The sequence below is a fragment of the Bacillus sp. TCT6 genome, from assembly GCF_056033845.1.
Map to the genome: position 1 here is coordinate 2094245 of NZ_JBVYHX010000001.1, position 21027 is coordinate 2115271.

Genomic DNA, 21027 nt, shown 5'->3' on the forward strand with positions numbered 1-21027 from the left:
TGCAGAAGGAGTCACAAAAATTTGTGGCTCTTTTTGTATTTAATAATAGGTTGGCGTGCATTTGCACCATAAGAGTAAAGTTTATAATTTCATTTACCGTATTTAAAATAATTTAAAGAATAAAGAAAAAATTAAAATGTGGAGCCTTTATTCGTCTGAAAGTTCAAAAAGATATATAATAATTTTCTGACCATTAATTCGTGGAGGGGTATTAATGAAAACTGAAACGTTACACACACAAGAAGACATTTTAAAAATGCTTGATTCATTATTAAGACCTGCAGAACCATTTTGGAATGAGTTTTATGAGAATAGAGAAAAGGATGTTCCGTTTTTTGAAAATGTTCCAGATGAGAATCTAGTTTCGAATATACAAAAAGAGAGAGTTTCAAAAGGGAAGGTATTAGAACTTGGATGTGGTCCAGGTAGAAATGCCATTTATTTAGCGACTCAAGGATTTGATGTAACAGCAGTGGATTTATCTGTAGAAGGCATTAATTGGGCTAAAGAAAGGGCATTGGCAAAAGGGGTAGAAATTCATTTTATTTGTAATTCAATTTTTAATTTAGAGGTTCAAAACGAATTTGATTTTGTATATGATTCGGGCTGTTTGCATCACATTCCACCGCATAGAAGAATAAATTATGTGGATTTAATTAAAAACTCATTAAAATCGGGTGGTTATTTCGGATTAACATGTTTTGCAGCAGGCAATTTAGATGAGCGAAATGGATCAGAAATAACAGATTGGGACGTATATAGAGAATGGAGTCTACAAGGTGGTCTTGCATACTCGGAAGAAAAGTTAAGAGAGATATTTAAAGAATTTGAGGTAATTGAGATTAGAAGGATGAAACAAATAAAACAACCGAATGAAATGTTTGGAGAATCATTTCTTTGGACAGCATTATTTAAGAAGAAATAAGAAAGTAGATAATTGACAAACTCATCGTTTTTATAGACAATACACTTATAGGAATGTACGTTCGGTTTTTGGCCGACTTATGTTTTACATAAATATATAACAAGGGGCTGTCTCCATATGAGTAACACAAATCAAAAAATTACTACGTTTTTAATGTTTGAAGGCAAAGCTGAGGAAGCAATGAATTTTTATACGTCGCTATTTGATCAATCGGAAATTGTAAGTATTTCTCGCTACGATGAAAATGGACCTGGTAAAGAGGGAACTGTAATTCATGCAACTTTTACGCTAAATGGCCAAGAGTTTATGTGTATTGATAGTTATGTAAATCATAATTTTACATTCACTCCAGCTATGTCTCTTTATGTAACTTGTGAGACAGAAGAAGAAATTGAAACGGTCTTTCATAAATTAGCGCAGGATGGAGCAATTCTCATGCCTTTAGGTTCTTATCCGTTTAGTAAAAAGTTTGGCTGGTTAAATGATAAGTATGGTGTATCTTGGCAGTTAACTCTTGCTGAATAAAAAAGAAAAAGCGTAGCTTATTTGTTTAATGGATTTAGTTAAAAGCTTGAAAAATGAAATAACATAAAAAAGCGTTCCAACTGTCAACAGTTTTGGAATGCTTTTTTTGTGGAAATGAGTTGTTTAAAACTTACCAATTCTACGATTATTTTAAATGAATGGATGTATATTTTTGTGTCTTTTTAGAATTTTTAGTAATTATTAGTATTTATCTGTTAATATAAATGTAAACAACTATGTATGAACTATCAGGCAGGTTAATAGGAAAAGGAAAGTATAAATAGTTAATAAGCTTACACATTGAATGCCACTAGATCGTTTGGAGGACTAATTGCAATGGATACTACACAACAAAACAGTAATGCATGGGATAAGAAGGTTGAAGAAGGTTCTAGATACACGCAGCCTGTAAGTAGCGAGATTATTGAGAAAAGCAAATCAGGTGAATGGGAGATTACAGTCACTACGGAAAAGTCAGTTCCTAGAGAGTGGTTTCCAAAGTCATTAGATGGATTAAAGATACTTTGCTTAGCGTCAGGTGGTGGACAACAAGCACCTGTTCTAGCTGCTGCTGGAGCAGATGTAACAGTTACTGATATATCTAAGAAGCAATTGGAACAAGATGAAAAGGTAGCAAAACGGGATGGTTTGACTTTAAAAACCGTACAAGGAGATATGTCAGACCTTGGTGACTTTGAGGATGAATATTTTGATATTGTTGTAAATCCTGTCTCTAATTTGTTTGTAAAAGATGTTCATCTTGTATGGAATGAAGTTTTTAGGGTTTTAAAGAATAAAGGTATTCTTATTGCTGGATTTACAAATCCATTACTATGGATCTTTGATGATAACCAAGAACAAAAAGGTATTCTTGATGTTAAACATTCAATTCCTTCATCAACATTGGATTATTTACCAGAGGATGAAGTTCAAGATTACATCGATCCAAATCAAACAATAGAATATGCGCATACTTTAGAAGACCAAATCCAAGGCCAAATTGATGCTGGTTTTGCTATAACAGGTTTTTATGAGGATGATTTTGGTGGAACAAGGATATTAGATAAGCATATTAAAACATTTATTGCGACAAAAGCTATAAAGTTAAAGATGGATTAAGAATTTTTACTTGTCGCACAGGGTGTTAGTCGAAGAAGGCTCTTAAAATAGAAAAGGATGGTACTTTCCATCCTTTTCCTTTATGTATTTTGAGGGTCGAAACTATTCTCAAAACAAGTTTTACACTACCAATTGTATAATTAGTTTTTTTATATTAAGAATTTTGCTGACCGAATCTTTTCCCGAGTTTAGCTAACAATTCAGGTTGATCGCTTTGGCTCATTATTACCTCAATAAAGATAAGTTGATTCTTATTAAAAGTTATATTTGTTAAGACTTCTGTTAACTCTGTTTCATTCTCCACTTTAAATGTTAGGCTTTTTTCTTCTGATCCGAATAGGTTCGGCAAGTTAGTATAATCCCACATCTGTATGTCATTATATGGTTGGTTTTGGCCGTGAATGGCACGTTCAACGGTGTATCCGTTGTTATTGATTAAAAATATAATCGGTTTTAAATTTTGACGTAGTATAGTTGATAACTCTTGGGCAGTTACTTGGAAAGAACCGTCACCAATAATTAAAATGTTGCGCCGTGATAAATTGGCGACCTGTGTACCAATTAGAGCGGGCAGTGTATATCCGATAGATCCCCATAACGGTTGTCCTACATATGCAGTGTTATTAGGTAGAGGGATAGCAGCACTACCAAAGAAAGGTGTTCCTTGCTCTACAATTAAGATGTCGTTTTCTTGTAAGAAATGGTACATTTGCTGCCAAAAACGTTTTTGTGTGACCATTTGTGCTTTTGGATTGAACTCTTCAGTAAAAGGTGATGATGCTGAAATAAATGGCTTAATTTCAAGAGTATCTTTATTACGATGCGCAATTGAATCACTTAAATGTTGTAAAACATCCTGCATTACAACTGGACCGTATTTTTTATCTATAATTTTCACAGTGTAGGGATGGATTTCTATAACTTGTTCTTTTGTAAAACCTTGTGTGAAGCCGCCTGTAATAGTATCAGTTAACTTCACACCAATACTAATAATACAATCCACTTTAAATTTTCATGTGGTACTACATCATCTAAAAAGGCAAGATTATAATCACCAGGAACCCCCAATGTATGTTCAATTCCTAATTCGTGTAGTCTATCCAATAAATATGTACTTACAGTATATTTTTTTCAAATGAATCATCTCCTAATTATGCAATGAATGTTTCAATAGACTAAATAAGTTCTAATAAGTTGATTAAAATATTCATTACTAGATTGTGGTATAATTTACATACAGGGGGAAAGTAGATGACACAACATAAAGAAGAACAGATGAATGAGGCATTAGCATTATTTTATTTTGCATATAAAACATTTACTGAAAAGCCAGATGAAATTATAAAAGAATATGGCATTCAACGAGTACATCATCGAATTTTATTTTTTATCGCACGTTTTCCAGGGATAAGTGTAAATGAGTTATTATCACTATTAGAAATAAGTAAACAAGCTCTCCACGGACCGCTACGTCAACTTGTGGAAAAGGGCTTAATTGAGAGTAATGAAGCTACACATGACCGCCGTGTGAAACAGTTGTCTTTAACAGAAAAAGGTGCAGATTTAGAGAAAAAACTGAGTGATGTACAAAGACAACAAATGGGTGCTATTTTTTCAAAATTTGGTGAATCATGTGAGGACAATTGGCACCAAGTTATGAATGAAATGGCAAATAGCCGATCAGGTTTTGATGCTTGGATAACGAAACGTGAACTACCAGTCGATCAAAAATAATGAAAAAACTTCTGTTTTTATCGTTTGAAAAAGAACAAATTTTATCCATACATTTGGCAACTATCGTTTGGTTATAGAGTGAATGGATAAAAAGATACATTACTAGATACTTTATACGTGTACGCAATGGAACAATAAAATTCACATTTCCGAAAGGGGAATTATAATGATAAAACTTGTACTTATTCGTCACGGACAAAGCTTATGGAATCTTGAAAATCGCTTTACTGGATGGACAGATGTTGATCTATCAGAGAATGGATTAAGTGAAGCGAGAGAAGCAGGAGCAATATTAAAGAAAAACGGATATACTTTTGATGTGGCTTATACATCTGTATTAAAACGCGCAATTCGGACGTTATGGATTGTACTTCATGAGATGGATCTTACTTGGGTCCCAATACATAAATCTTGGAAGCTAAATGAAAGACATTATGGTGCATTGCAAGGGCTGAATAAAGATGAAACTGCACAAAAATATGGTGAGGAGCGAGTTCATATTTGGAGAAGAAGTGTTGATGTAAGACCACCGGCTCTTACTGAAGACGATCCTCGATATGAAGCGACCGATCCAAGATATAAAACACTCAAAAAAGGTGAATTTCCATTAACTGAATGTTTAGAGGATACGGAGAAGAGAGTACTTACTTATTGGCATTCAGAAATAGCGCCGACATTAAAAAGTGGTAATAAAGTAATTATTTCATCACACGGTAACACAATTCGCTCGCTAGTAAAATATTTAGACAACCTTTCAAGTGATGGTGTAGTTTCATTAAATATTCCCACTAGCATTCCGCTTGTTTATGAATTAGACGAAAACTTACGTCCGATTCGTCATTATTATTTAAGTATGGATGGAGAAGTACCTGAAGGGGAAATTCCGAAACATATTTCTTTTTAATACGAAAATTTGAAATGAATGCTTGTCTACATATACAATATAGACTCATGGTAAAGTGAAATTTTAATCAGTGGGGGTCTTACTGCCCACAAATAACAGGATAAAAGACGTGGTACTTTCTAATATATATGCGATGTAGCTAAATTTAGAAGCTTGTCCACGTCTTTTGTCATAAAGAGAGCAGCTTGCGCATGTAATGATATCGTGAGTAGTTTTTGAATGGAGGGTGATGTGATTAATGATCTCTAACATTCGAATTGGCTTATTTGTTTTAGCGATTGTCTTTGTAGTCCTTGTTTTCTTTTATTGGAAAAATGAGGAGTTATACGAGGAGAAAAAGCAACGTATTAGAAAGACTTGGTATGGTTTGTTTATCATATCTGTCACCGTGTATTTCATGATAAAAGGAATTGATTTAACCCTCTGGAAAAATCTTTTAATGTTTACTGCAATGGTTATTTTTGTTGATATTGCGTTCATTTTAACACCTAATATTTCTGAAATATGGGGTGCGAAATTTAGCGATATTGGCAAGACAGTTCAATCAATAAAACGATCATTAATTGCATCTAAAGCGAGAGGAGAAATATACACCACAATTATTCAAAATGTTAATCCAGCAGTATTCGGTACGATGGAATGGCATACGGAAGAAGAATATACAAAGAGCTTAAATGTATTTTTAGATTCATATGGGGAAAAAATTGGCGCGAAAATTGTTGTTTTTGAAGCGGCAAAGGAATTAAATACAAACTTTCGTGGTATTCGCTCGCAATTTAGTATTATCGTTCCGTTAGAACATATCGAGCAATTGAATGAGCAGAAAGCAGTGCAAGTAGAAAATGTCGGGATCATACCAGCAAAAATAGTAAGTGATGTTTTCATTGTTATTGATGGAAAGAAAAATAACCTGCAAGATCGGGATTTTGAAAATGTATATAATTTAACAATACATCATAGTTATTTTAGTAAATAAGGACAGAATCTTTTTCTGTCCTTTTCTTCTATACATAAATTAAAAACAAAATCCGACAAAGTTGAATAAAATTGGACAATCATTCCTACACTAGCATGTAGAGGTGATTGTAGTGGTAAAAGATTATGACAATGATTTTTTTAAAGAAGATAACGAAGATACAACAGATTTCTCTTTAATAAAAGGGGATACGTTGCAGCAAGTAGAAGAATTAGAAGAAGAATTAAAAAGAAAATCATAAGTGTACACTCTTTCTACATTTGCTATATAATATAAATAAAAGGTTGTATCTTTTTGAAAAGGGGGAGAAGAGATGGCTGAAGTCAATGTACAAAAGTCTTCGTTTTTTAAAGAAAAAAAAGAAGAATCAAATACAGATTTCTCTCTTGTGAAAGGTGCATTAACGGAGAATATAAATCGGTTAGAGAAACTGATGAATAATAGTAGTTCAAAATATATACAGGTGAAAAGAACAAAAGAAAATGCATAGAGCATTTTCTTTTGTTCTTTTATTTAATAGTAAACTTTTCTCTTATTTTTTCAGGCAAATCTGCTTTCTGAATCTCTTCATAGGACTTTACTTCAATTGATGATATTTCATTTTTATTATTATCATCTTGATCTACATAAAGGCGTAAAAACGCGTCTTCATTTAATTTATGATTGTTTTCTTTTTTTGTACTTCTAAATGTAATTTGTTTTTTGACGCCATCTTCATGATATGCGGGCAGCGTATAGTTTCGTAAGTTTCTACCATCTACTTTTTCGATAGCTCCTTCGCCTTTTATCTGCATGTAATATACATCTTTACCAATTTTATTTAGTGACGCTCTCTCACAGCCAATAGTAAAACTAAAAAATAATAAACATAGTGTAATAATTGCTGCAAACTTTTTCATTTTCTTTATCTCCTTTAATGTGTTTCTTTAAAAAGTATACGACTATTATTAAATGAGAAAAATCGATATAGCTTACAACGCCCTTATAATGTTGTATGAGTGTTGTAAATAAAATGAACAATAAAAGTTAAAAGAAAGGTAAAATAATGAATCATGGTATAATGATAAAAGACTTACATACTATTTTTTCATTTTGAGAGGAGCTTGAAAAATGTATTCTACTTTAGAACAATTAACAAAGCACCCTGTATTTTATCATTTTGCAGAAATTTCAAAGATTCCTAGAGGATCAGGTAATGAAAAGGAAATTAGTGATTATTTAGTGGGATTTGCAAAAGAGCGTAACTTAGAAGTCATTCAAGATGAAGCATTAAATGTCATTATTAAAAAAGAAGCAACAGCTGGTTATGAAAATGTACCAGCTATTATTATTCAAGGTCATATGGATATGGTTTGCGAAAAAAATCAAGCAACAGTACATGATTTTGAAAAAGATCCAATTGAATTACGAATCATTGGGGACATGTTATATGCAAATCAAACAACTTTAGGTGCGGATAATGGTATTGCAGTTGCGTATGCATTAGCTTTATTAGATTCAAAAGAAATTCCGCATCCAGCACTTGAAGTCGTTATCACTACTGAAGAAGAAACGACAATGGGCGGGGCTTTTGCTATTGATCCAAATCATTTTGAAGGAAAGATATTTATAAATATTGATTCTGAAGAAGATCATAAATTACTTGTAAGTAGTGCAGGTGGTGCGAAAGCTGTTGAAACAATTCCCGTAATTTGGGATGCAACACCAGCGAATATGGATGCATACCGTCTATATGTTGGCGGTCTAAAAGGCGGACATTCTGGTATGGAAATTGATAAACAACGCGGTAATGCGAACAAAGTATTAGGACGAGTGTTACGTGATTTATCAGCACATACGGAGTTTAACATAAGTGAAGTTCACGGCGGATTAAAAACGAATGCAATTCCGCGTGAAAGTGTAGCTACAATTTTAATTCGTACAGAAGATGTAGGGCAAGTAGAAGAAAAACTAGAATCATGGACACGTGTATTACAAGAAGAAATGCGTGCTGTTGATTCAGATGTTCATGTTACACTGACAAAATTGGATGAAACAGTTGAAAAAGTATTTGCTAAAGAGACACAAAAGCAGCTTATTTCATCATTATTCTTAATTCCGAATGGTATTCAAAGTATGAGCATGGATATTAAAGGTCTTGTAGAAAGCTCAACAAATTTAGGCGTTATTGAAACGTTGCAAGATGAAATTAAATTACGTAACGAAGTGCGAAGTTCTGTAAGTAGTTTAAAACAACATGTTGCAGAAGAAATCAAATATATTGCTGAATTAGTTGGTGCTACATTTGAAATAGAGTCAGAGTATCCAGAATGGCCATACAATCCAAACTCACAAATTCGTAATTTATTTGAAAAAGTACATCAAGAAAAATACAATAAAGAAATTGAAATCTTCGCTGTACATGCGGGGATTGAGTGTAGCGCATTCGTTCAAAAGATGCCTGAATTAGATGCAATTTCATTCGGACCAGACATCTTTAACGTCCACACTCCAGATGAACATATCAGTATCTCTTCTGTAGTGAATAACTGGGGATTCTTCGTTGATGTAATGAAGGGTACGAAAGAATTAGCTAAGTAATAACGACGAAATAAAAAGGAGCCTATAAAAATTTATAGGCTCCTTTTTTGTATTGGAATTTATCTCGCTATTTGCCGGGCAGTAAGACTCCCACCTCAAAATTCAGCGAGAGCAAAGAAGTTAGGTGGGGATCGGGCAGCCCGTAAAAGCCCGATTAGTTTAACTAATAATCAGTGAGGGATGAATAAAACCCCCACTGATTAAAGTTTTACTTTATGAGAAGTCATTTTTCGTTAGTATGTAATATTAAGCTTGAACAATTAATAAGGATGAATTGTTGATGTTTTTTAGTACTGATGAAGGGGTGGAGAAATGAAGGGAAGAAAGCATTTTATTGTTTGTATGGTTTTATTGTTCTTCACATTTAGTTTTATTGGTGTTCAGAAAATAATAGCAGAAGAAGTTGAATTTTCAGGGACAACAGCTCCATTGAATGTAAATGTTAGAGAGGCGAAAAGTTTGAATGCAAATATTGTAGATGTGATTCCCGGAAATACAAAAGTATCTTTTAAAGGATGGGAGTATGGTGAAGCGGTTAAAGATTACTGGACAGGAAATTTAGATAATCGTTGGTTTTACTATTTTAAAGATGGAAAAAAAGTATATGTAACGTCAGCGTATATTAATGGAAATCCTCCAAGTACACCAATAGACCGTAAATTATCTGTACCTAACATATTACAAGAAAGATCAAATTGGTGTTGGGCAGGCACTTCGGTTTCAGTTTTAAATTATTTTGGGAAAACTCCTTCACAAGATCAGTACGTTAGGTATGTTAAGGGTGGATCATATAATAATCCTGCAACTTCACGTGAAATACAATATGGATTATCGGGATATGGTGTTAGTTCAGCTATAAGTTCTGGAGCAAAATCGTATGATTGGTTCAAAAGTCAAATTAATAGTAATCAGCCGATGATTGTACTCATTATGTGGCAAAATGGAGCTAACATCGGACACTTTCTAGTACTTGATGGATTTTATAAAGGGACAAATGGAACAGATTATATAACGTACATGGACCCTTGGTATGGTGATCATTATAATCATAATTTCAGTACGTTCCATAACAATAATAATTTTTGGTGGAGTGAAACTGTTTATAATATCCATGCAAACTAATAATATTAAAAGCGGGGGTTCATAAATGGGAAATCTACTTAAGCTTGTGATACCGTGCATGTGTTTAATGACCGTTATTATTTTCGCTAGTAAAATTAGTTATGCATCAAAAAATAAAAGTGAATCAGTACAATCGATCGCATTAAAAGATTATCAATATAGTAAGGGAAGTTCTTCTGAAAATTTAAATTTTGAAAAAATAACAACATCTCCATTTTCGTTACCAATCTATGCAACAATTCCAGCACAGCAAATTTTAAATAGCTCTGAATTTAAGCAATTGCTATTACCAACAAATGAAAAGCTGTGGTTTATTATGAAGGGTGAGCAGCCAGAAGGACTAATTGTTGCGAATGATACTGAACCGATTCGAACGGGCGGAGAAAATAGAAGTAAAGATTTATATGGATTATATAAAGCAATAAAAAATAATACAAATGAAACAAAAGATATTAGTTATTTCGAATTTGAAGGGCAAGGAATATTGGTAGTAAATCAAAATAATGATCAAGAAATATACCTTAGTAAAGGTGCTGCTGCCATATTAAAACTTCCTGCTGGTCAAAAGGTATTGAGCAATGAAGTAATACAGAAAATGAAAGAGAGAATTGTAACTAGTTTTGAAAAGTAGGAAGGGCTAATTCTTTTTTGTGTTTATACAAGGTTGAACAGATAACAGGATTAATGGTAGCATTAGGGCTGTTTAAAAGCTAATATTGAATATAAAAAGGTTAGAGAAGTTAATTCTCTAACCTTTTTATATTCTGCTATCTACTGTACAACCTTTTTGCATAGCTGAATTTCCTTATTAGAAAATAAGGGTGCATCTATAAAACCATAATGATAAACTAAAATACCTAATTCCACTCTAGAATTAATATGCCATTTTTCTTTAATATGATTAATTATCGTTGAAATTCTTCTAGGGGTAACATATATTTTTCTGGAAATTTCTGCATCTGTATATCCTTTTGCTACATAAATAGCCACTTCTAATTCTCTTTCGGTTAATATTCTTTTCATAAAATAAGCCCCTTCGAAATTGTTTATATAAAATCAAAAGAAACTATTAAAAAAAATAAAGGTCAAAAATCATATTTATTTCTTTTAATTTCGCTATTTGCGGGCAGTAAGATTCTCACCTCAAAATTTAGCTGTGACAAAGAAATCGAACTACCTGTAAACGCCTGCTTGGAGTGGACTAATAATCAGTGGTGATGAATAAAACTCCCATTGGTTATTAGTGAACTTTATTGTAATAATTTCCCATATTGTGATACAAGTTTGTAAAAAACTATAAATCCATATAAATAGTAATTGTAACTATACTAATTTTACATTACATTAAAAGTTGGAAAATATTCTTATACTCATAAAGTGTTACATTTGAGGGAGGAAAGATGGAATTCTACAATCTTGGTATTATTATTAAAGAACTTAGAAAGAAAAAAAATATGTCACAATCTGAATTATGTCATGGAATATGTTCACAAAGCCAAATTAGTAAGATAGAAAAAGGGATTATTTATCCATCTAGCATATTGTTGTATCAACTATCTGAAAGACTTGGTATTGATCCAAATTATATATTTGCACTGACCAAAAATAAAAAAATAAAATATATTGAAAATGTAAAATGTGTAATGAGAGATTGTGTGAAACAAAAAGAATATAATGAGCTTTACGAAATAGTGAAAAAAGAGAAAAACGAAAATAATTTCCAATCAAAAGAAGATAAACAATTTCTATTATGGCATGAAGCGATTGCTATATATTATGTAAATGGAGCAACAATTAATGCTTTTGACATTTTAAATAGAGCACTAAAACAAACTTTAAGTAGTAGTAACTTTTTATCAGAAAAAGAAATAAGCATAATGAATTCAATTGCTATAATACATGCAGAAAATGAAGAGTATGAGAAAAGCATAAATATATTAAAACAAAGTTTAATTAATTTTAATAAGATAGAATTTCCTAGAGAAAAAGAAATCAAATTAAGACTCATTCATACGTTAACAAAATGTCTACACCTTGCAAATCAATATGAAGAAGCGATTAAGTATAGTGAAATAGGTATAAAATTAGCCATAAATATGAATACTTTATACTTATTAGGTGAATTGTTTTTTGAAAAAGGTGCAATTTTATTGAAAGTTCAGCACTCTAATGAAGTTGGTTTAACATACATAAAAAAGGCATTATTTATATTTGAACTAACAGAAAGAAAACAATATATAAAAATGATCAAGGATAAATATATTAAAAATGAAGAATAAACAAGAAACAATCCTAACATAAGCTATTTTTAATTGGTATTTATTCCTAAAAAAAGTACTGTAATACGAACTATTCCTTATTGTTGTTTATTGCTAAAATAAGTACCGTAATATTAGATAAAAATAAAGGGTGGCATTTTATGAAATCAAGAGGGATTACTCGTAAAGCAGATAGCATGGGGCGTATTGTTATTCCAATGGAAATAAGACGGAGTTTAGGAATTGTAGAAAAAGATTCTCTTGAAATGTTTATAGAAGAGGATCAGATTATTTTACGAAAATATCAATCTCCAAGAGCTTGTGCACTTACAGGTGATATTTCAGACAGCAATATTTCGTTAGCGAATGGGAAGATTATTGTAAGTCCAGAGGGGACGGAACTATTAATAAAGAAGTTACAGCAATATCTTTTAAAATAAAAGGTAAGTAAGGATTTTAAAATAGAATATTCTTGTAAAGAAAGTCCTCTATCATTTAGGGGGCTTTTTTATCCGCTATTTGCCGGGCAATAAGACCCCCACCTCAAAATTCAGCGGAAGCAAAGAAGTTAGGCGGGGGCCCTGTTGCCCGTAAAATCCCGATTGGTGAGGGCTGATTAAAGTTCCACTTTATTACAGTTAGTTCAATGAAATACAAATTACCTTAAAATAGTCTGACTATTTTTTATAAAAAAACTATTCGTTTACATTTTTTGGTTTCGTGTTATATTTTTATTGTTAATATTAGTGTATTGAAAATTCTGATTTCAATCTTAGGAAAATTCTAGGGAAAGGAATATTTGTGCTTGAATTGAAAATCCTATAAACATAGTTTGAAAGTAAAGTATGAAAAGAAATCTCCATTAAATATACTAATTTAATGGAGATTTACGGGGTTAATGTAACTAAAAAGAAATTTTGTTTACTCCACGTTTATGCTCTGTAATTTGGTAACTGTAATAGCTCTGACGAAAAGCAAAGGAGCAAAAAAGAAGTAGGTAGTTTATTTAATAGAAGATATGGTGAAAAAATAAAACAACGGAGGTTTTATAATGAATAAAGGAATACTGCAGATTACAGAAATCGAAGAAATTAGCATTCCTAATGTATTGAAGGATAAAATCAAGAATCTAATAGACCATGAATTAAAAACTCATAATCCTTATACTTGTGATCAAGAAATAGCTGCAAGCTTTTCAAGAGAGTGGCTTAATTGTTTGATTGATTATTCAAAGAAAACTGCGAATTCAGATATGAAAAAACTACTACATATGATAAAAGTAGCGAATTGTGGTGGAAACGTACCACCTACTCTTATTAAAAATATTCCATGTGATCCTATGGAAACCCTATTACCTGGGGGAAATCGCAAAGGTTTTAATTATGGTGAAGACGAAGACGATAGAATGAAAAAATATTTTTATGCAGAATGGGTCACATGGCTTTTTGCCACACTTTTTAATTATGATGCTTTAATTCACCCATCCGAACATGCAGGGAAAAATAGATTTCACCTCATTTCCCCTTTGAACAACGATGAAGTTTTGCGAAATGTCGGTGCAAGCACCGGTGGCGGGAACTTTTATCAACATAACGATGCCACAGTGTATACAGACATGAAAGACCAATCAGATATTGAAGCAAGATTGAAAATATTCAATACGAATTTAGAAATTGTATCAAATAGACTTAATAAATCCGTGGAACGAATAGTGTCTGAAATTACTTGTGGAAAATTTACTAGAGTTGATGCTCTTTTATTAAAAGGAGTGTTAAATTTAAAAACTCAAACTCATATTGGAACGCCAAAATTACTTCAAAAGCATCTTGAAGAAAATCACTTCAGTAAAGATGATATATTGGCGATAAGTAAAATGCCTATTGCTCATATCGCAGGAATGGCGGATGGTGAAATATCGGGATTTGTAGGGGAAATAAACCAAATCATATTTTTGGATGATAATGGTGATATTATTGCAACTTGTTTGAATGGAGCAGAAAATAGATTGATTTATGTGGGAAAAAGTGAAGAAGAAAAATTGAAATTTGACATGTTTTTAGAACTCTTACGAACAACGCCCACTTATAAGGTTCCACTTACATCTGAAGATTTATTAATTATTCCAAATTCATACTATGGTAAACAAACAAATGTAACTCATGGTAGGGAAAGGTTATCTGAGGAAGAATATAAAATTCCGATTGGAGATAATAAGTACGGAAGAAGAATTGTTTGCAGGCAGTACGTTTCCAGCCGATTACGTGATCAGAAAGAAAGTTACTTTACAGATATTATTAACTAGTTTAAAGAGAGGAGGGACGATGGGGAGGTTTGGGGTATAATAGCTCAAGCCTTCCCATATTCTTTGTATGGATTTTACTATTGAATTACTCATATTACTATTTTTAGTAGCTGTATTAGCAGGGTGGATAGATACAATTGCTGGAGGCGGTGGTATGATAACTATCCCGATAATGTTATTAGTAGGTATGTCTCCTTCTGTAGCGATAGCAACTAATAAACTGCAAGGGAGTAGCGGAACTCTCATGGCGACAGTGTTTTTTATTAAGAAGAAAGAAATTAATCTTAAAGAAATGCGTTTGTCCATCTTAATGACCTTTTTTGGATCAGTTTTGGGTGGATGGCTTGTTTTACAGATACGGGCAGAATATCTAATCATGATATTACCTTTTTTACTTATTATTATTGGTCTTTATTTTCTATTATCTCCAAATATAGCAAACGAAGATCAACCGAGAAAAATAAGTATGTTGTTGTTTGCGTTAACAGTGGCTCCATTCCTTGGATTTTATGATGGTTTCTTCGGCCCAGGAACAGGTAGCTTGATTGCTTTAGCGTTCATTCTTTTATGTGGATATAGTGCTACGCGGGCAACTGCAAATGCTAAGATTTTGAATTTTACTAGTAATTTCGCTGCTTTGTTGTATTTTATTATTTTTGGCCAAATCGATTGGACAATTGGATTGATTATGATGCTTGGTCAAATTATAGGGTCATATATTGGGGCGAAGATGGTGCTTACAAAAGGGACGTCATTAATACGACCAATAGTGGTTATTGTTTGCTTTGTCATGGCAATTAAGATTTTTTTACAAAATATGAACTAAATGTAATAAATATAGTATTTGTATCGAAGTTAGAGTGTTTTCATATTGTTATTGTAGTATTACACTGTTTAAGATGTGTTCAAAATTACACAATTTGACTAGTGTAATGTATTGCGTTATGCTTTTTCTATTATAAAAGAAAGGCTTGAAGATAATGATTCGTCGTTTGAGAAAGCTAAAAAATGTAGCAGTCGTAGTAAGCTTCTAAGTAAATAGCAAAATATATAATACTTAGAAGCGAGGAATAAAGTTATGAAGCATCCATTATTTAATCATTGGTCAGAAACAAAATATATAAAAGATATAGTAACAAATCCACTCATTGAAGTAGGAGAATACTCCTATTATTCAGGGTATTATGGTCATCAAAATTTTGAAGATGGTTGTGTAAGGTATTTGTGGGGGGATGCTAAGTCACAAGCACTGTTTAATCCAATTGAACAGATGGGATGGCATCTTGATAAACTCATTATTGGGAATTATGTTTGCATTGCAAGTGGAGTAGTCATTTTAATGGGTGGTAACCATAATCATCACTCAGAATGGATTACAGTATATCCATTCGCTGAGCAAATTGAACAATCATATGAAACTAAGGGCGATACAGTCATTAAAAGTGATGCTTGGATTGGAATGAATGCTATAATAATGCCTGGCGTTACTATTGGTGAAGGTGCAATTGTTGCTGCAGGATCTGTCGTAAGTAAAGATGTTCCGCCGTATACAATAGTTGGTGGAAATCCTGCTAAGGAAATAAAGAAACGATTCACTGATACAGAAATAAACATGTTAATGGAAATGCGTTGGTTTGATTGGGATAGGAAATTGATCGAGAAGGCAATTCCGCTGTTATCTAGTCCATCCATTGAACCATTATTTGCTTTTTATAAAAATGAAGTAAAAAATAAATAAATTAGTTAGTTAGAAAAACTACATTCAGTATTGGGTGTAGTTTTTTTATTACAAAAAACTAATGGTTTAGACTAAAGAAAATTTATCTCTAATATAAGTCTAGCAAATAGCTCAATTGAATAATTAAAATCCCGATTGGTGAGGGTTAATAATTAGTGGGGATGAACAAAACCCCCACTGATTAAAGTTTCACTTTATTTTTTGTAAATGTGGAACAAATGTATTATGTAGATTGTCTATTAATTGTAATCCTAAAAAATATGAAAGTGCGAATCATTTTAAAAAATATAAGGGGATTAAAAATAAGGATATGCGTGGGAATACAAAGTATCAGGGCACCTAAAAGTGTCAGATAAGATGGTCTATATGAAAGCAATCCTAACGTTTAATATGTATATACAATTTGAGAACACTTTCTATTTTTTTTGAGATTATGTTAGAATAACGCTTTTTTGAGTACAAAGATATTGGAGGTAACAGAAGTGAAAGGTATGTTTTGCAAGAGATTTATTGCAATAGTAACAGTGCTTACACTATTTTTTAGTATGTTCGTTACATTTGGAAGAGCAGCAGCGGAAACAGTTTCTGCTATAGACGTTGAAGCAGGATCAGCAATTTTAATAGAAGCAAATTCCGGAAAAATTTTATATCAAAAAAATGCAGATGAATCATTGGCAATTGCTAGTATGACAAAAATGATGAGCGAATACTTAGTTCATGAAGCGGTAGATAAAGGAAAACTTAAATGGGATCAAAAAGTTAAAATTTCTGAATATGCACATAAGATTTCGCAAGATCGTTCATTATCAAACGTTCCATTAGAAAATGGTGGCTCTTATACGGTAAAAGAGTTATATGAGGCAATGGCAATTTATTCTGCAAATGGTGCAACAATTGCTTTAGTTGAAGAGATTGCTGGTAAAGAGGGCAATTTTGTAAAAATGATGAACGATAAGTCGAAAGAGTTTGGAATGAAAGATTATAAATTTGTAAACTCTACAGGCTTAACAAATCAAGATTTAAAAGGATATCACCTAGAAGGGACAACTCTAGACGAGAAAAATAAAATGTCTGCAAGGGATTGTGCAATTTTAGCACAACGTCTTATTCAAGATTTTCCCCAAATATTGAATACAGCAAAAATTCCTAAAAAAACATTCCAAGAGGGTGGTAAATATCCAATTGATATGGCGAACTTTAACTGGATGTTAAAAGGTTTAATTAAGCAATATGAAGGTGTAGATGGTTTGAAAACAGGAACGACTCCAGAAGCGGGAGATTGTTTCACTGGTACAGTAGAAAGAAATGGTATGCGCCTAATTTCTGTAGTGATAAAAGCAAAATCTCATACGGCACGCTTTGATGAAACAAAGAAATTATACGATTATGGATTTGCGAATTTTGAAGTGAAGAATGTCTACGGAAAAGATTCAGTAGTAAAAGGACATGAAACGGTACGAGTAGCAAATGCAAAAGAGAAAGATGTAGTAGTTCAAACGAAGCAAGCTGTTTCACTTCCAATGCGGAAGGGAAACAAAGACGGTTATAAAAAAGAATTTAAAGTATCAAATAAAGAACCAGAAGCGCCTATTAAAAAAGGTGTAACAATTAGTAAAATAATTATCTCGCCTAAAGATAATACCGATCCTGGGTTCTTATCAGGTAATTCATTACAAATAGATCTTGTAACAAAATCTGATGTGGAACAAGCAAATTGGTTTACACGTTTTATACGTAAAACTGGATCTTTTTTTAGTGGTATGTGGGATAGTGCGATTGATATAGTAAAAAGCTAATTTTATAAGATACAACTAAATATTAGTTTGAAACAAAAGGTTTCAAAGTATTATAGATTCTTATGTGGATAGTTTGGAATGAAAGATTGTATTACTTTTCAAACTTGGTCCTTCGGAACTTTTTGTATTTCTATTAAGCTAAAATAAATTTGTATCCATATACTCCAAAAACGCTATTCTTTTTGTAGAAATATACAGAAGGGATGGCGTTTATTATGAATCTTTCGATTTAAAGGATTCTGGTGCAAGGTTAGTTTAATAAAGTTACATGATGAAAAACCACCCATTAAAGTTTCACTTTATAAAAATTTAATAAAATCTTTTCTTTGTATTAAATATTTTGTTTTAAATTATGTATATAAAGAAATGGAGGTCAAATTAACTTTTTACTGCTTATATTAGGAATTTAAAGAAACGATGTGTACAATTCTCTCACTACATTCGCATAGTGGCCTTTATGAAAAGCAAAATCTACAATTTACAAGGAGAACATTTTATGAGTAAGAGAATAAAAGAATTAGATTCCATACGAGGGTTAGCGGCACTTACTGTGGTATTTGGACATTTTTGTTTAATGCTACCATCGTTGCCTAATTCTATTAAATTTTCCCCGCTTAGGTTTTTATGGGCGGGTGGGGAAGCTGTTATCGTTTTTTATGTACTAAGTGGTTTTGTGTTATCGATGGCACTTTATCATTCAAAAACAAATTATTGGGGATATTTAATTAAGAGATTTGTAAGAATCTATATTCCTTATTATTTTTGGATAATTGTTTCCTTTGTTTTATTTATTTTATTTTCGTCGTATGAAGTGGTAGGACTACGGGATTGGTTCTATGATAGGTGGCAAGGGTCTATAACAAAATTAGATATTCTAAACCACTTTGTGCTTCTTAATAACTTTTTTACGGAAAATTATAATCCAGTTATTTGGTCATTGGCTCAAGAAATGCGTATATCTATTGTGTTTCCTTTGTTATTCCTTCTTTTTTATAAATTGAATTGGAAGAAAACGATACTATTTGCTTTGAGCTTTTCTTTAATTAGTGTTTTTCTTAATGTGTTGTATATTGGGAAAGCTGAAGGATTTTATAATGGTTATGCTGATACACTGCATTTTACATCTATGTTTATGGTTGGAATGTTACTTTTTAAGTATCAGGAAAAACTTATCTACTCATATAGGAATATGAAAAAATTTAAAAAAGGATTTCTTATTGCATTAGGGATTATTCTGTATTTATATTCCATTTTAATTTATGGTTTTTCCCGTAATGATACTACTTTCTTATTAAAAGATTGGGGTGTCGTAATGGGGGTTGGTATATTTATTATAATGGCTATGAGTAACCTAAAAGTAAAAGCATTTTTAAATAAGAGTGTATTTGTATATTTAGGAGAAATTTCATACAGTATCTATTTGTGTCATTTTCCAATCATGATGGTACTATTTAAACTTTTGTATACAAAGATACCTATCTTTTTCCTTCTTACTTTATGCATTGCAATGACACTACTTTTTTCTATAGTTTCATATCATTTAATCGAAAAGAAATGTATCAACTGGGCAAAACAAAGAACAACCAATTTTTTGAAAAAAGTATAATTCCTAGAGAAATTTTATTTCTTTAGTAAATATACGAATATGACCGATTCCTAAGTATACTTAGGAATCGGTCAATTTTGGATTCTAAATGTAAATATAATTGAAATCGAAAACCACTTAGAAATAACAATTACGGTGTGAGCTATTGTATAGTATAGATATGGTTAATAATAAAGGGGGAATACATATGTGGAAGCGATTTGTAGCAATTGGTGATAGTTTTACAGAGGGGATAGGGGATGAAGTTGAGGGAATTGCATTAAAAAGCTGGATAGATCATTTTGTTCAACTGTGTGAAAACGATATAAAATATGCTAATTTGGCAAAGCGTGGCTTAGTAACTAAAGAAATTCGCTCGCAGCAATTGGAAAAGGCGTTAACTTTTAATCCAGATTTGGTTAGTCTCATTGCAGGGGCAAACGATGTTTTAAAAGGACGTTGGAATCATGATGCATATAAGAACGATATGGAATTTATGATAGATTCATTAAGTAAAGCAGGGGCTGATATTATTATAGCAAACCTTCCTGATTTTACAGTTAGGCTTCCTTTTGCTTCTGAAAAAAAACAAGTAATAAAAGAACAATTATTAGAGGCAAATGAAGTTATACGTTCACTGAGCAGAGAATATAAGTTTCATCATGTTGATTTTTGGAATCATCATTTAGTTAATGACAATACGCTTTGGTCTAAGGATTTAATTCATCCAAACTCAAAAGGATATGTAAAAGTTGCTGATTTGATTTTTAGTAGTTTGTCTGTACAGAAGACAAAATAATAGTTTGCAATTTAACGAATATGATATTAATTGTGCTAAGCTATGTTTTTTAGTAAATGGAGAGAACTAGAAATTTAGCATACAAAGCGTATCTACGATATATTTCTACAGTAGTGCATAAATGTAGAATTACAAAGAAAGATCACTTATGGAAATAGGTGGTCTTTAAACGTTTTTATAACTAAATTAAAATATATACTGTAGTACTAACAATTTCGTACTACATAAAAATTAAGTTCTCTTATAGAAAAACTGATTTTATATTATCTTAAAATATAATAACATATTCAAATCATATTTTGGGTGTGTATCCTAATTGTGAATAATTTGTAATTTTTTTGAAGTGTAAATATCTAATAAATAAAATAGGTAGTAGGTGTAGAAGTATTAATACTATATTATTCAATTCTGTTATGAGTACATTAGTAATTGGTAGTATTATATTTTTATTATCAATTTTAGTTATTGGAATTAATTTGCATAGAAAATATGTAGGATAAGAAAAGATAAATATACTTTATTGTATATTTATCTTTTTGTTTAGTAGGATTTATAGTCTCTTTAAACTATTATGTTAATAAAATTAAGAAACTTAATTTTTGATATCCTTATGGCTAAAGCCATCTATAAACTGACAATATAACTAAATAATTGTTTGGTATGA

Annotated in this window: 22 protein-coding genes and 1 pseudogene; 19 read left to right on the forward strand and 4 right to left on the reverse strand. The window is 31.7% G+C overall.

Going from position 1 to position 21027, the window contains the following annotated elements:
• Positions 1–214 precede the first annotated feature (214 nt).
• From AC0ONG_RS10735 to AC0ONG_RS10745, 3 genes are all read left to right on the forward strand, one after another.
• Positions 215–925: a class I SAM-dependent methyltransferase gene (locus tag AC0ONG_RS10735; RefSeq protein ID WP_000846296.1), complete on the forward strand. Its 711-nt coding sequence runs from the start codon at positions 215–217 to the stop codon at positions 923–925.
• 117 nt (positions 926–1042) lie between these two features.
• Positions 1043–1450 carry a VOC family protein gene (locus AC0ONG_RS10740; RefSeq protein ID WP_000072495.1) on the forward strand — a complete coding sequence of 136 codons (408 nt, stop codon included), beginning with the start codon at positions 1043–1045 and terminating at the stop codon, positions 1448–1450.
• Between the two features lie 336 nt (positions 1451–1786).
• Complete coding sequence (locus AC0ONG_RS10745) at positions 1787–2569, forward strand: class I SAM-dependent methyltransferase (protein WP_000381779.1); 783 nt, start codon at positions 1787–1789, stop codon at positions 2567–2569.
• Positions 2570–2723: 154 nt separating this feature from the next.
• Here the strand turns inward: AC0ONG_RS10745 and AC0ONG_RS10750 are convergent.
• Together AC0ONG_RS10750 and AC0ONG_RS10755 are read right to left on the reverse strand one after the other, a co-directional pair.
• Positions 2724–3569, reverse strand: a pseudogene (locus AC0ONG_RS10750) (thiamine pyrophosphate-dependent enzyme); the annotation flags it as partial.
• On the reverse strand, positions 3545–3673 hold the full coding sequence (locus tag AC0ONG_RS10755) for a hypothetical protein (protein WP_050552509.1): 129 nt from the start codon (positions 3671–3673) through the stop codon (positions 3545–3547). The pseudogene AC0ONG_RS10750 and the gene AC0ONG_RS10755, both read right to left, overlap by 25 nt.
• Before the next feature lie 147 nt (positions 3674–3820).
• On the opposite strand from AC0ONG_RS10755, the gene AC0ONG_RS10760 reads away from it, so the two are divergent.
• The 5 genes from AC0ONG_RS10760 to spoIISB all read left to right on the forward strand — a co-directional run bounded on the left by AC0ONG_RS10760 (position 3821) and on the right by spoIISB (position 6673).
• Positions 3821–4303 (forward strand): MarR family winged helix-turn-helix transcriptional regulator, encoded by a 483-nt coding sequence (locus AC0ONG_RS10760; protein ID WP_086397862.1) that lies wholly within the window; start codon positions 3821–3823, stop codon positions 4301–4303.
• A 166-nt stretch (positions 4304–4469) separates the two neighbouring features.
• On the forward strand, positions 4470–5207 hold the full coding sequence (gpmA, locus tag AC0ONG_RS10765) for a 2,3-diphosphoglycerate-dependent phosphoglycerate mutase (RefSeq protein ID WP_086397863.1): 738 nt from the start codon (positions 4470–4472) through the stop codon (positions 5205–5207).
• Between the two features lie 238 nt (positions 5208–5445).
• On the forward strand, positions 5446–6183 hold the full coding sequence (locus tag AC0ONG_RS10770) for a type II toxin-antitoxin system SpoIISA family toxin (protein ID WP_000624981.1): 738 nt from the start codon (positions 5446–5448) through the stop codon (positions 6181–6183).
• 112 nt (positions 6184–6295) lie between these two features.
• A complete protein-coding gene (locus AC0ONG_RS10775) occupies positions 6296–6424 on the forward strand; it encodes a hypothetical protein (RefSeq protein ID WP_000237818.1) in 129 nt (42 codons plus the stop codon).
• Between the two features lie 72 nt (positions 6425–6496).
• A complete protein-coding gene (spoIISB, locus tag AC0ONG_RS10780) occupies positions 6497–6673 on the forward strand; it encodes a stage II sporulation protein SB (protein WP_000852629.1) in 177 nt (58 codons plus the stop codon).
• A 19-nt stretch (positions 6674–6692) separates the two neighbouring features.
• On the opposite strand, the gene AC0ONG_RS10785 is transcribed toward spoIISB, so the two are convergent.
• Positions 6693–7082 (reverse strand): YxeA family protein, encoded by a 390-nt coding sequence (locus AC0ONG_RS10785; protein ID WP_000712656.1) that lies wholly within the window; start codon positions 7080–7082, stop codon positions 6693–6695.
• Positions 7083–7293: 211 nt separating this feature from the next.
• Between AC0ONG_RS10785 and pepD the strand changes: the two genes are divergently transcribed.
• The 3 genes from pepD to AC0ONG_RS10800 all read left to right on the forward strand — a co-directional run bounded on the left by pepD (position 7294) and on the right by AC0ONG_RS10800 (position 10516).
• Positions 7294–8763 carry a beta-Ala-His dipeptidase gene (gene pepD, locus AC0ONG_RS10790; RefSeq protein ID WP_000287537.1) on the forward strand — a complete coding sequence of 490 codons (1470 nt, stop codon included), beginning with the start codon at positions 7294–7296 and terminating at the stop codon, positions 8761–8763.
• A gap of 312 nt (positions 8764–9075) precedes the next feature.
• The gene (locus AC0ONG_RS10795; RefSeq protein ID WP_000678376.1) at positions 9076–9885 is read left to right on the forward strand and encodes a papain-like cysteine protease family protein; all 810 of its coding nucleotides are present in this window, start codon (positions 9076–9078) and stop codon (positions 9883–9885) included.
• 25 nt (positions 9886–9910) lie between these two features.
• Positions 9911–10516 carry a hypothetical protein gene (locus AC0ONG_RS10800; RefSeq protein ID WP_000527413.1) on the forward strand — a complete coding sequence of 202 codons (606 nt, stop codon included), beginning with the start codon at positions 9911–9913 and terminating at the stop codon, positions 10514–10516.
• 140 nt (positions 10517–10656) lie between these two features.
• On the opposite strand, the gene AC0ONG_RS10805 is transcribed toward AC0ONG_RS10800, so the two are convergent.
• Complete coding sequence (locus AC0ONG_RS10805) at positions 10657–10908, reverse strand: response regulator transcription factor (protein ID WP_000821942.1); 252 nt, start codon at positions 10906–10908, stop codon at positions 10657–10659.
• Positions 10909–11285: 377 nt separating this feature from the next.
• On the opposite strand from AC0ONG_RS10805, the gene AC0ONG_RS10810 reads away from it, so the two are divergent.
• From AC0ONG_RS10810 to AC0ONG_RS10845, 8 genes are all read left to right on the forward strand, one after another.
• Positions 11286–12164 carry a helix-turn-helix domain-containing protein gene (locus AC0ONG_RS10810; protein ID WP_000397974.1) on the forward strand — a complete coding sequence of 293 codons (879 nt, stop codon included), beginning with the start codon at positions 11286–11288 and terminating at the stop codon, positions 12162–12164.
• A gap of 140 nt (positions 12165–12304) precedes the next feature.
• Positions 12305–12583: an AbrB/MazE/SpoVT family DNA-binding domain-containing protein gene (locus AC0ONG_RS10815; protein ID WP_000842214.1), complete on the forward strand. Its 279-nt coding sequence runs from the start codon at positions 12305–12307 to the stop codon at positions 12581–12583.
• A 611-nt stretch (positions 12584–13194) separates the two neighbouring features.
• Positions 13195–14445 (forward strand): hypothetical protein, encoded by a 1251-nt coding sequence (locus AC0ONG_RS10820; protein WP_136997627.1) that lies wholly within the window; start codon positions 13195–13197, stop codon positions 14443–14445.
• A gap of 67 nt (positions 14446–14512) precedes the next feature.
• Positions 14513–15271 carry a TSUP family transporter gene (locus tag AC0ONG_RS10825; RefSeq protein ID WP_000347990.1) on the forward strand — a complete coding sequence of 253 codons (759 nt, stop codon included), beginning with the start codon at positions 14513–14515 and terminating at the stop codon, positions 15269–15271.
• A 252-nt stretch (positions 15272–15523) separates the two neighbouring features.
• Positions 15524–16183: a CatB-related O-acetyltransferase gene (locus AC0ONG_RS10830; RefSeq protein ID WP_000682536.1), complete on the forward strand. Its 660-nt coding sequence runs from the start codon at positions 15524–15526 to the stop codon at positions 16181–16183.
• Between the two features lie 482 nt (positions 16184–16665).
• The gene (locus AC0ONG_RS10835; RefSeq protein ID WP_000677657.1) at positions 16666–17979 is read left to right on the forward strand and encodes a D-alanyl-D-alanine carboxypeptidase family protein; all 1314 of its coding nucleotides are present in this window, start codon (positions 16666–16668) and stop codon (positions 17977–17979) included.
• A 457-nt stretch (positions 17980–18436) separates the two neighbouring features.
• Positions 18437–19585, forward strand: a complete 1149-nt coding sequence (locus tag AC0ONG_RS10840; protein WP_003282126.1) for an acyltransferase family protein — start codon at positions 18437–18439, stop codon at positions 19583–19585.
• A gap of 187 nt (positions 19586–19772) precedes the next feature.
• Positions 19773–20363, forward strand: a complete 591-nt coding sequence (locus AC0ONG_RS10845) for an SGNH/GDSL hydrolase family protein (RefSeq protein WP_000265867.1) — start codon at positions 19773–19775, stop codon at positions 20361–20363.
• The last annotated feature ends 664 nt before the right edge of the window (positions 20364–21027 follow it).

What these genes read in the sequence shown, in the direction of transcription:
- AC0ONG_RS10795 (WP_000678376.1), top strand. Translation starts at nt 9,076, where the DNA reads ATGAAGGGAAGAAAGCATTTTATTGTTTGTATGGTTTTATTGTTCTTC.
- AC0ONG_RS10820 (WP_136997627.1), top strand. Translation starts at nt 13,195, where the DNA reads ATGAATAAAGGAATACTGCAGATTACAGAAATCGAAGAAATTAGCATT.
- pepD (WP_000287537.1), top strand. Translation starts at nt 7,294, where the DNA reads ATGTATTCTACTTTAGAACAATTAACAAAGCACCCTGTATTTTATCAT.
- AC0ONG_RS10800 (WP_000527413.1), top strand. Translation starts at nt 9,911, where the DNA reads ATGGGAAATCTACTTAAGCTTGTGATACCGTGCATGTGTTTAATGACC.
- AC0ONG_RS10845 (WP_000265867.1), top strand. Translation starts at nt 19,773, where the DNA reads ATGTGGAAGCGATTTGTAGCAATTGGTGATAGTTTTACAGAGGGGATA.
- AC0ONG_RS10810 (WP_000397974.1), top strand. Translation starts at nt 11,286, where the DNA reads ATGGAATTCTACAATCTTGGTATTATTATTAAAGAACTTAGAAAGAAA.
- AC0ONG_RS10785 (WP_000712656.1), bottom strand. Translation starts at nt 7,082, where the DNA reads ATGAAAAAGTTTGCAGCAATTATTACACTATGTTTATTATTTTTTAGT.
- AC0ONG_RS10805 (WP_000821942.1), bottom strand. Translation starts at nt 10,908, where the DNA reads ATGAAAAGAATATTAACCGAAAGAGAATTAGAAGTGGCTATTTATGTA.
- AC0ONG_RS10770 (WP_000624981.1), top strand. Translation starts at nt 5,446, where the DNA reads ATGATCTCTAACATTCGAATTGGCTTATTTGTTTTAGCGATTGTCTTT.
- AC0ONG_RS10745 (WP_000381779.1), top strand. Translation starts at nt 1,787, where the DNA reads ATGGATACTACACAACAAAACAGTAATGCATGGGATAAGAAGGTTGAA.
- AC0ONG_RS10825 (WP_000347990.1), top strand. Translation starts at nt 14,513, where the DNA reads ATGGATTTTACTATTGAATTACTCATATTACTATTTTTAGTAGCTGTA.
- AC0ONG_RS10735 (WP_000846296.1), top strand. Translation starts at nt 215, where the DNA reads ATGAAAACTGAAACGTTACACACACAAGAAGACATTTTAAAAATGCTT.
- spoIISB (WP_000852629.1), top strand. Translation starts at nt 6,497, where the DNA reads ATGGCTGAAGTCAATGTACAAAAGTCTTCGTTTTTTAAAGAAAAAAAA.
- AC0ONG_RS10830 (WP_000682536.1), top strand. Translation starts at nt 15,524, where the DNA reads ATGAAGCATCCATTATTTAATCATTGGTCAGAAACAAAATATATAAAA.
- AC0ONG_RS10840 (WP_003282126.1), top strand. Translation starts at nt 18,437, where the DNA reads ATGAAAAGCAAAATCTACAATTTACAAGGAGAACATTTTATGAGTAAG.
- gpmA (WP_086397863.1), top strand. Translation starts at nt 4,470, where the DNA reads ATGATAAAACTTGTACTTATTCGTCACGGACAAAGCTTATGGAATCTT.
- AC0ONG_RS10740 (WP_000072495.1), top strand. Translation starts at nt 1,043, where the DNA reads ATGAGTAACACAAATCAAAAAATTACTACGTTTTTAATGTTTGAAGGC.
- AC0ONG_RS10815 (WP_000842214.1), top strand. Translation starts at nt 12,305, where the DNA reads ATGAAATCAAGAGGGATTACTCGTAAAGCAGATAGCATGGGGCGTATT.
- AC0ONG_RS10760 (WP_086397862.1), top strand. Translation starts at nt 3,821, where the DNA reads ATGACACAACATAAAGAAGAACAGATGAATGAGGCATTAGCATTATTT.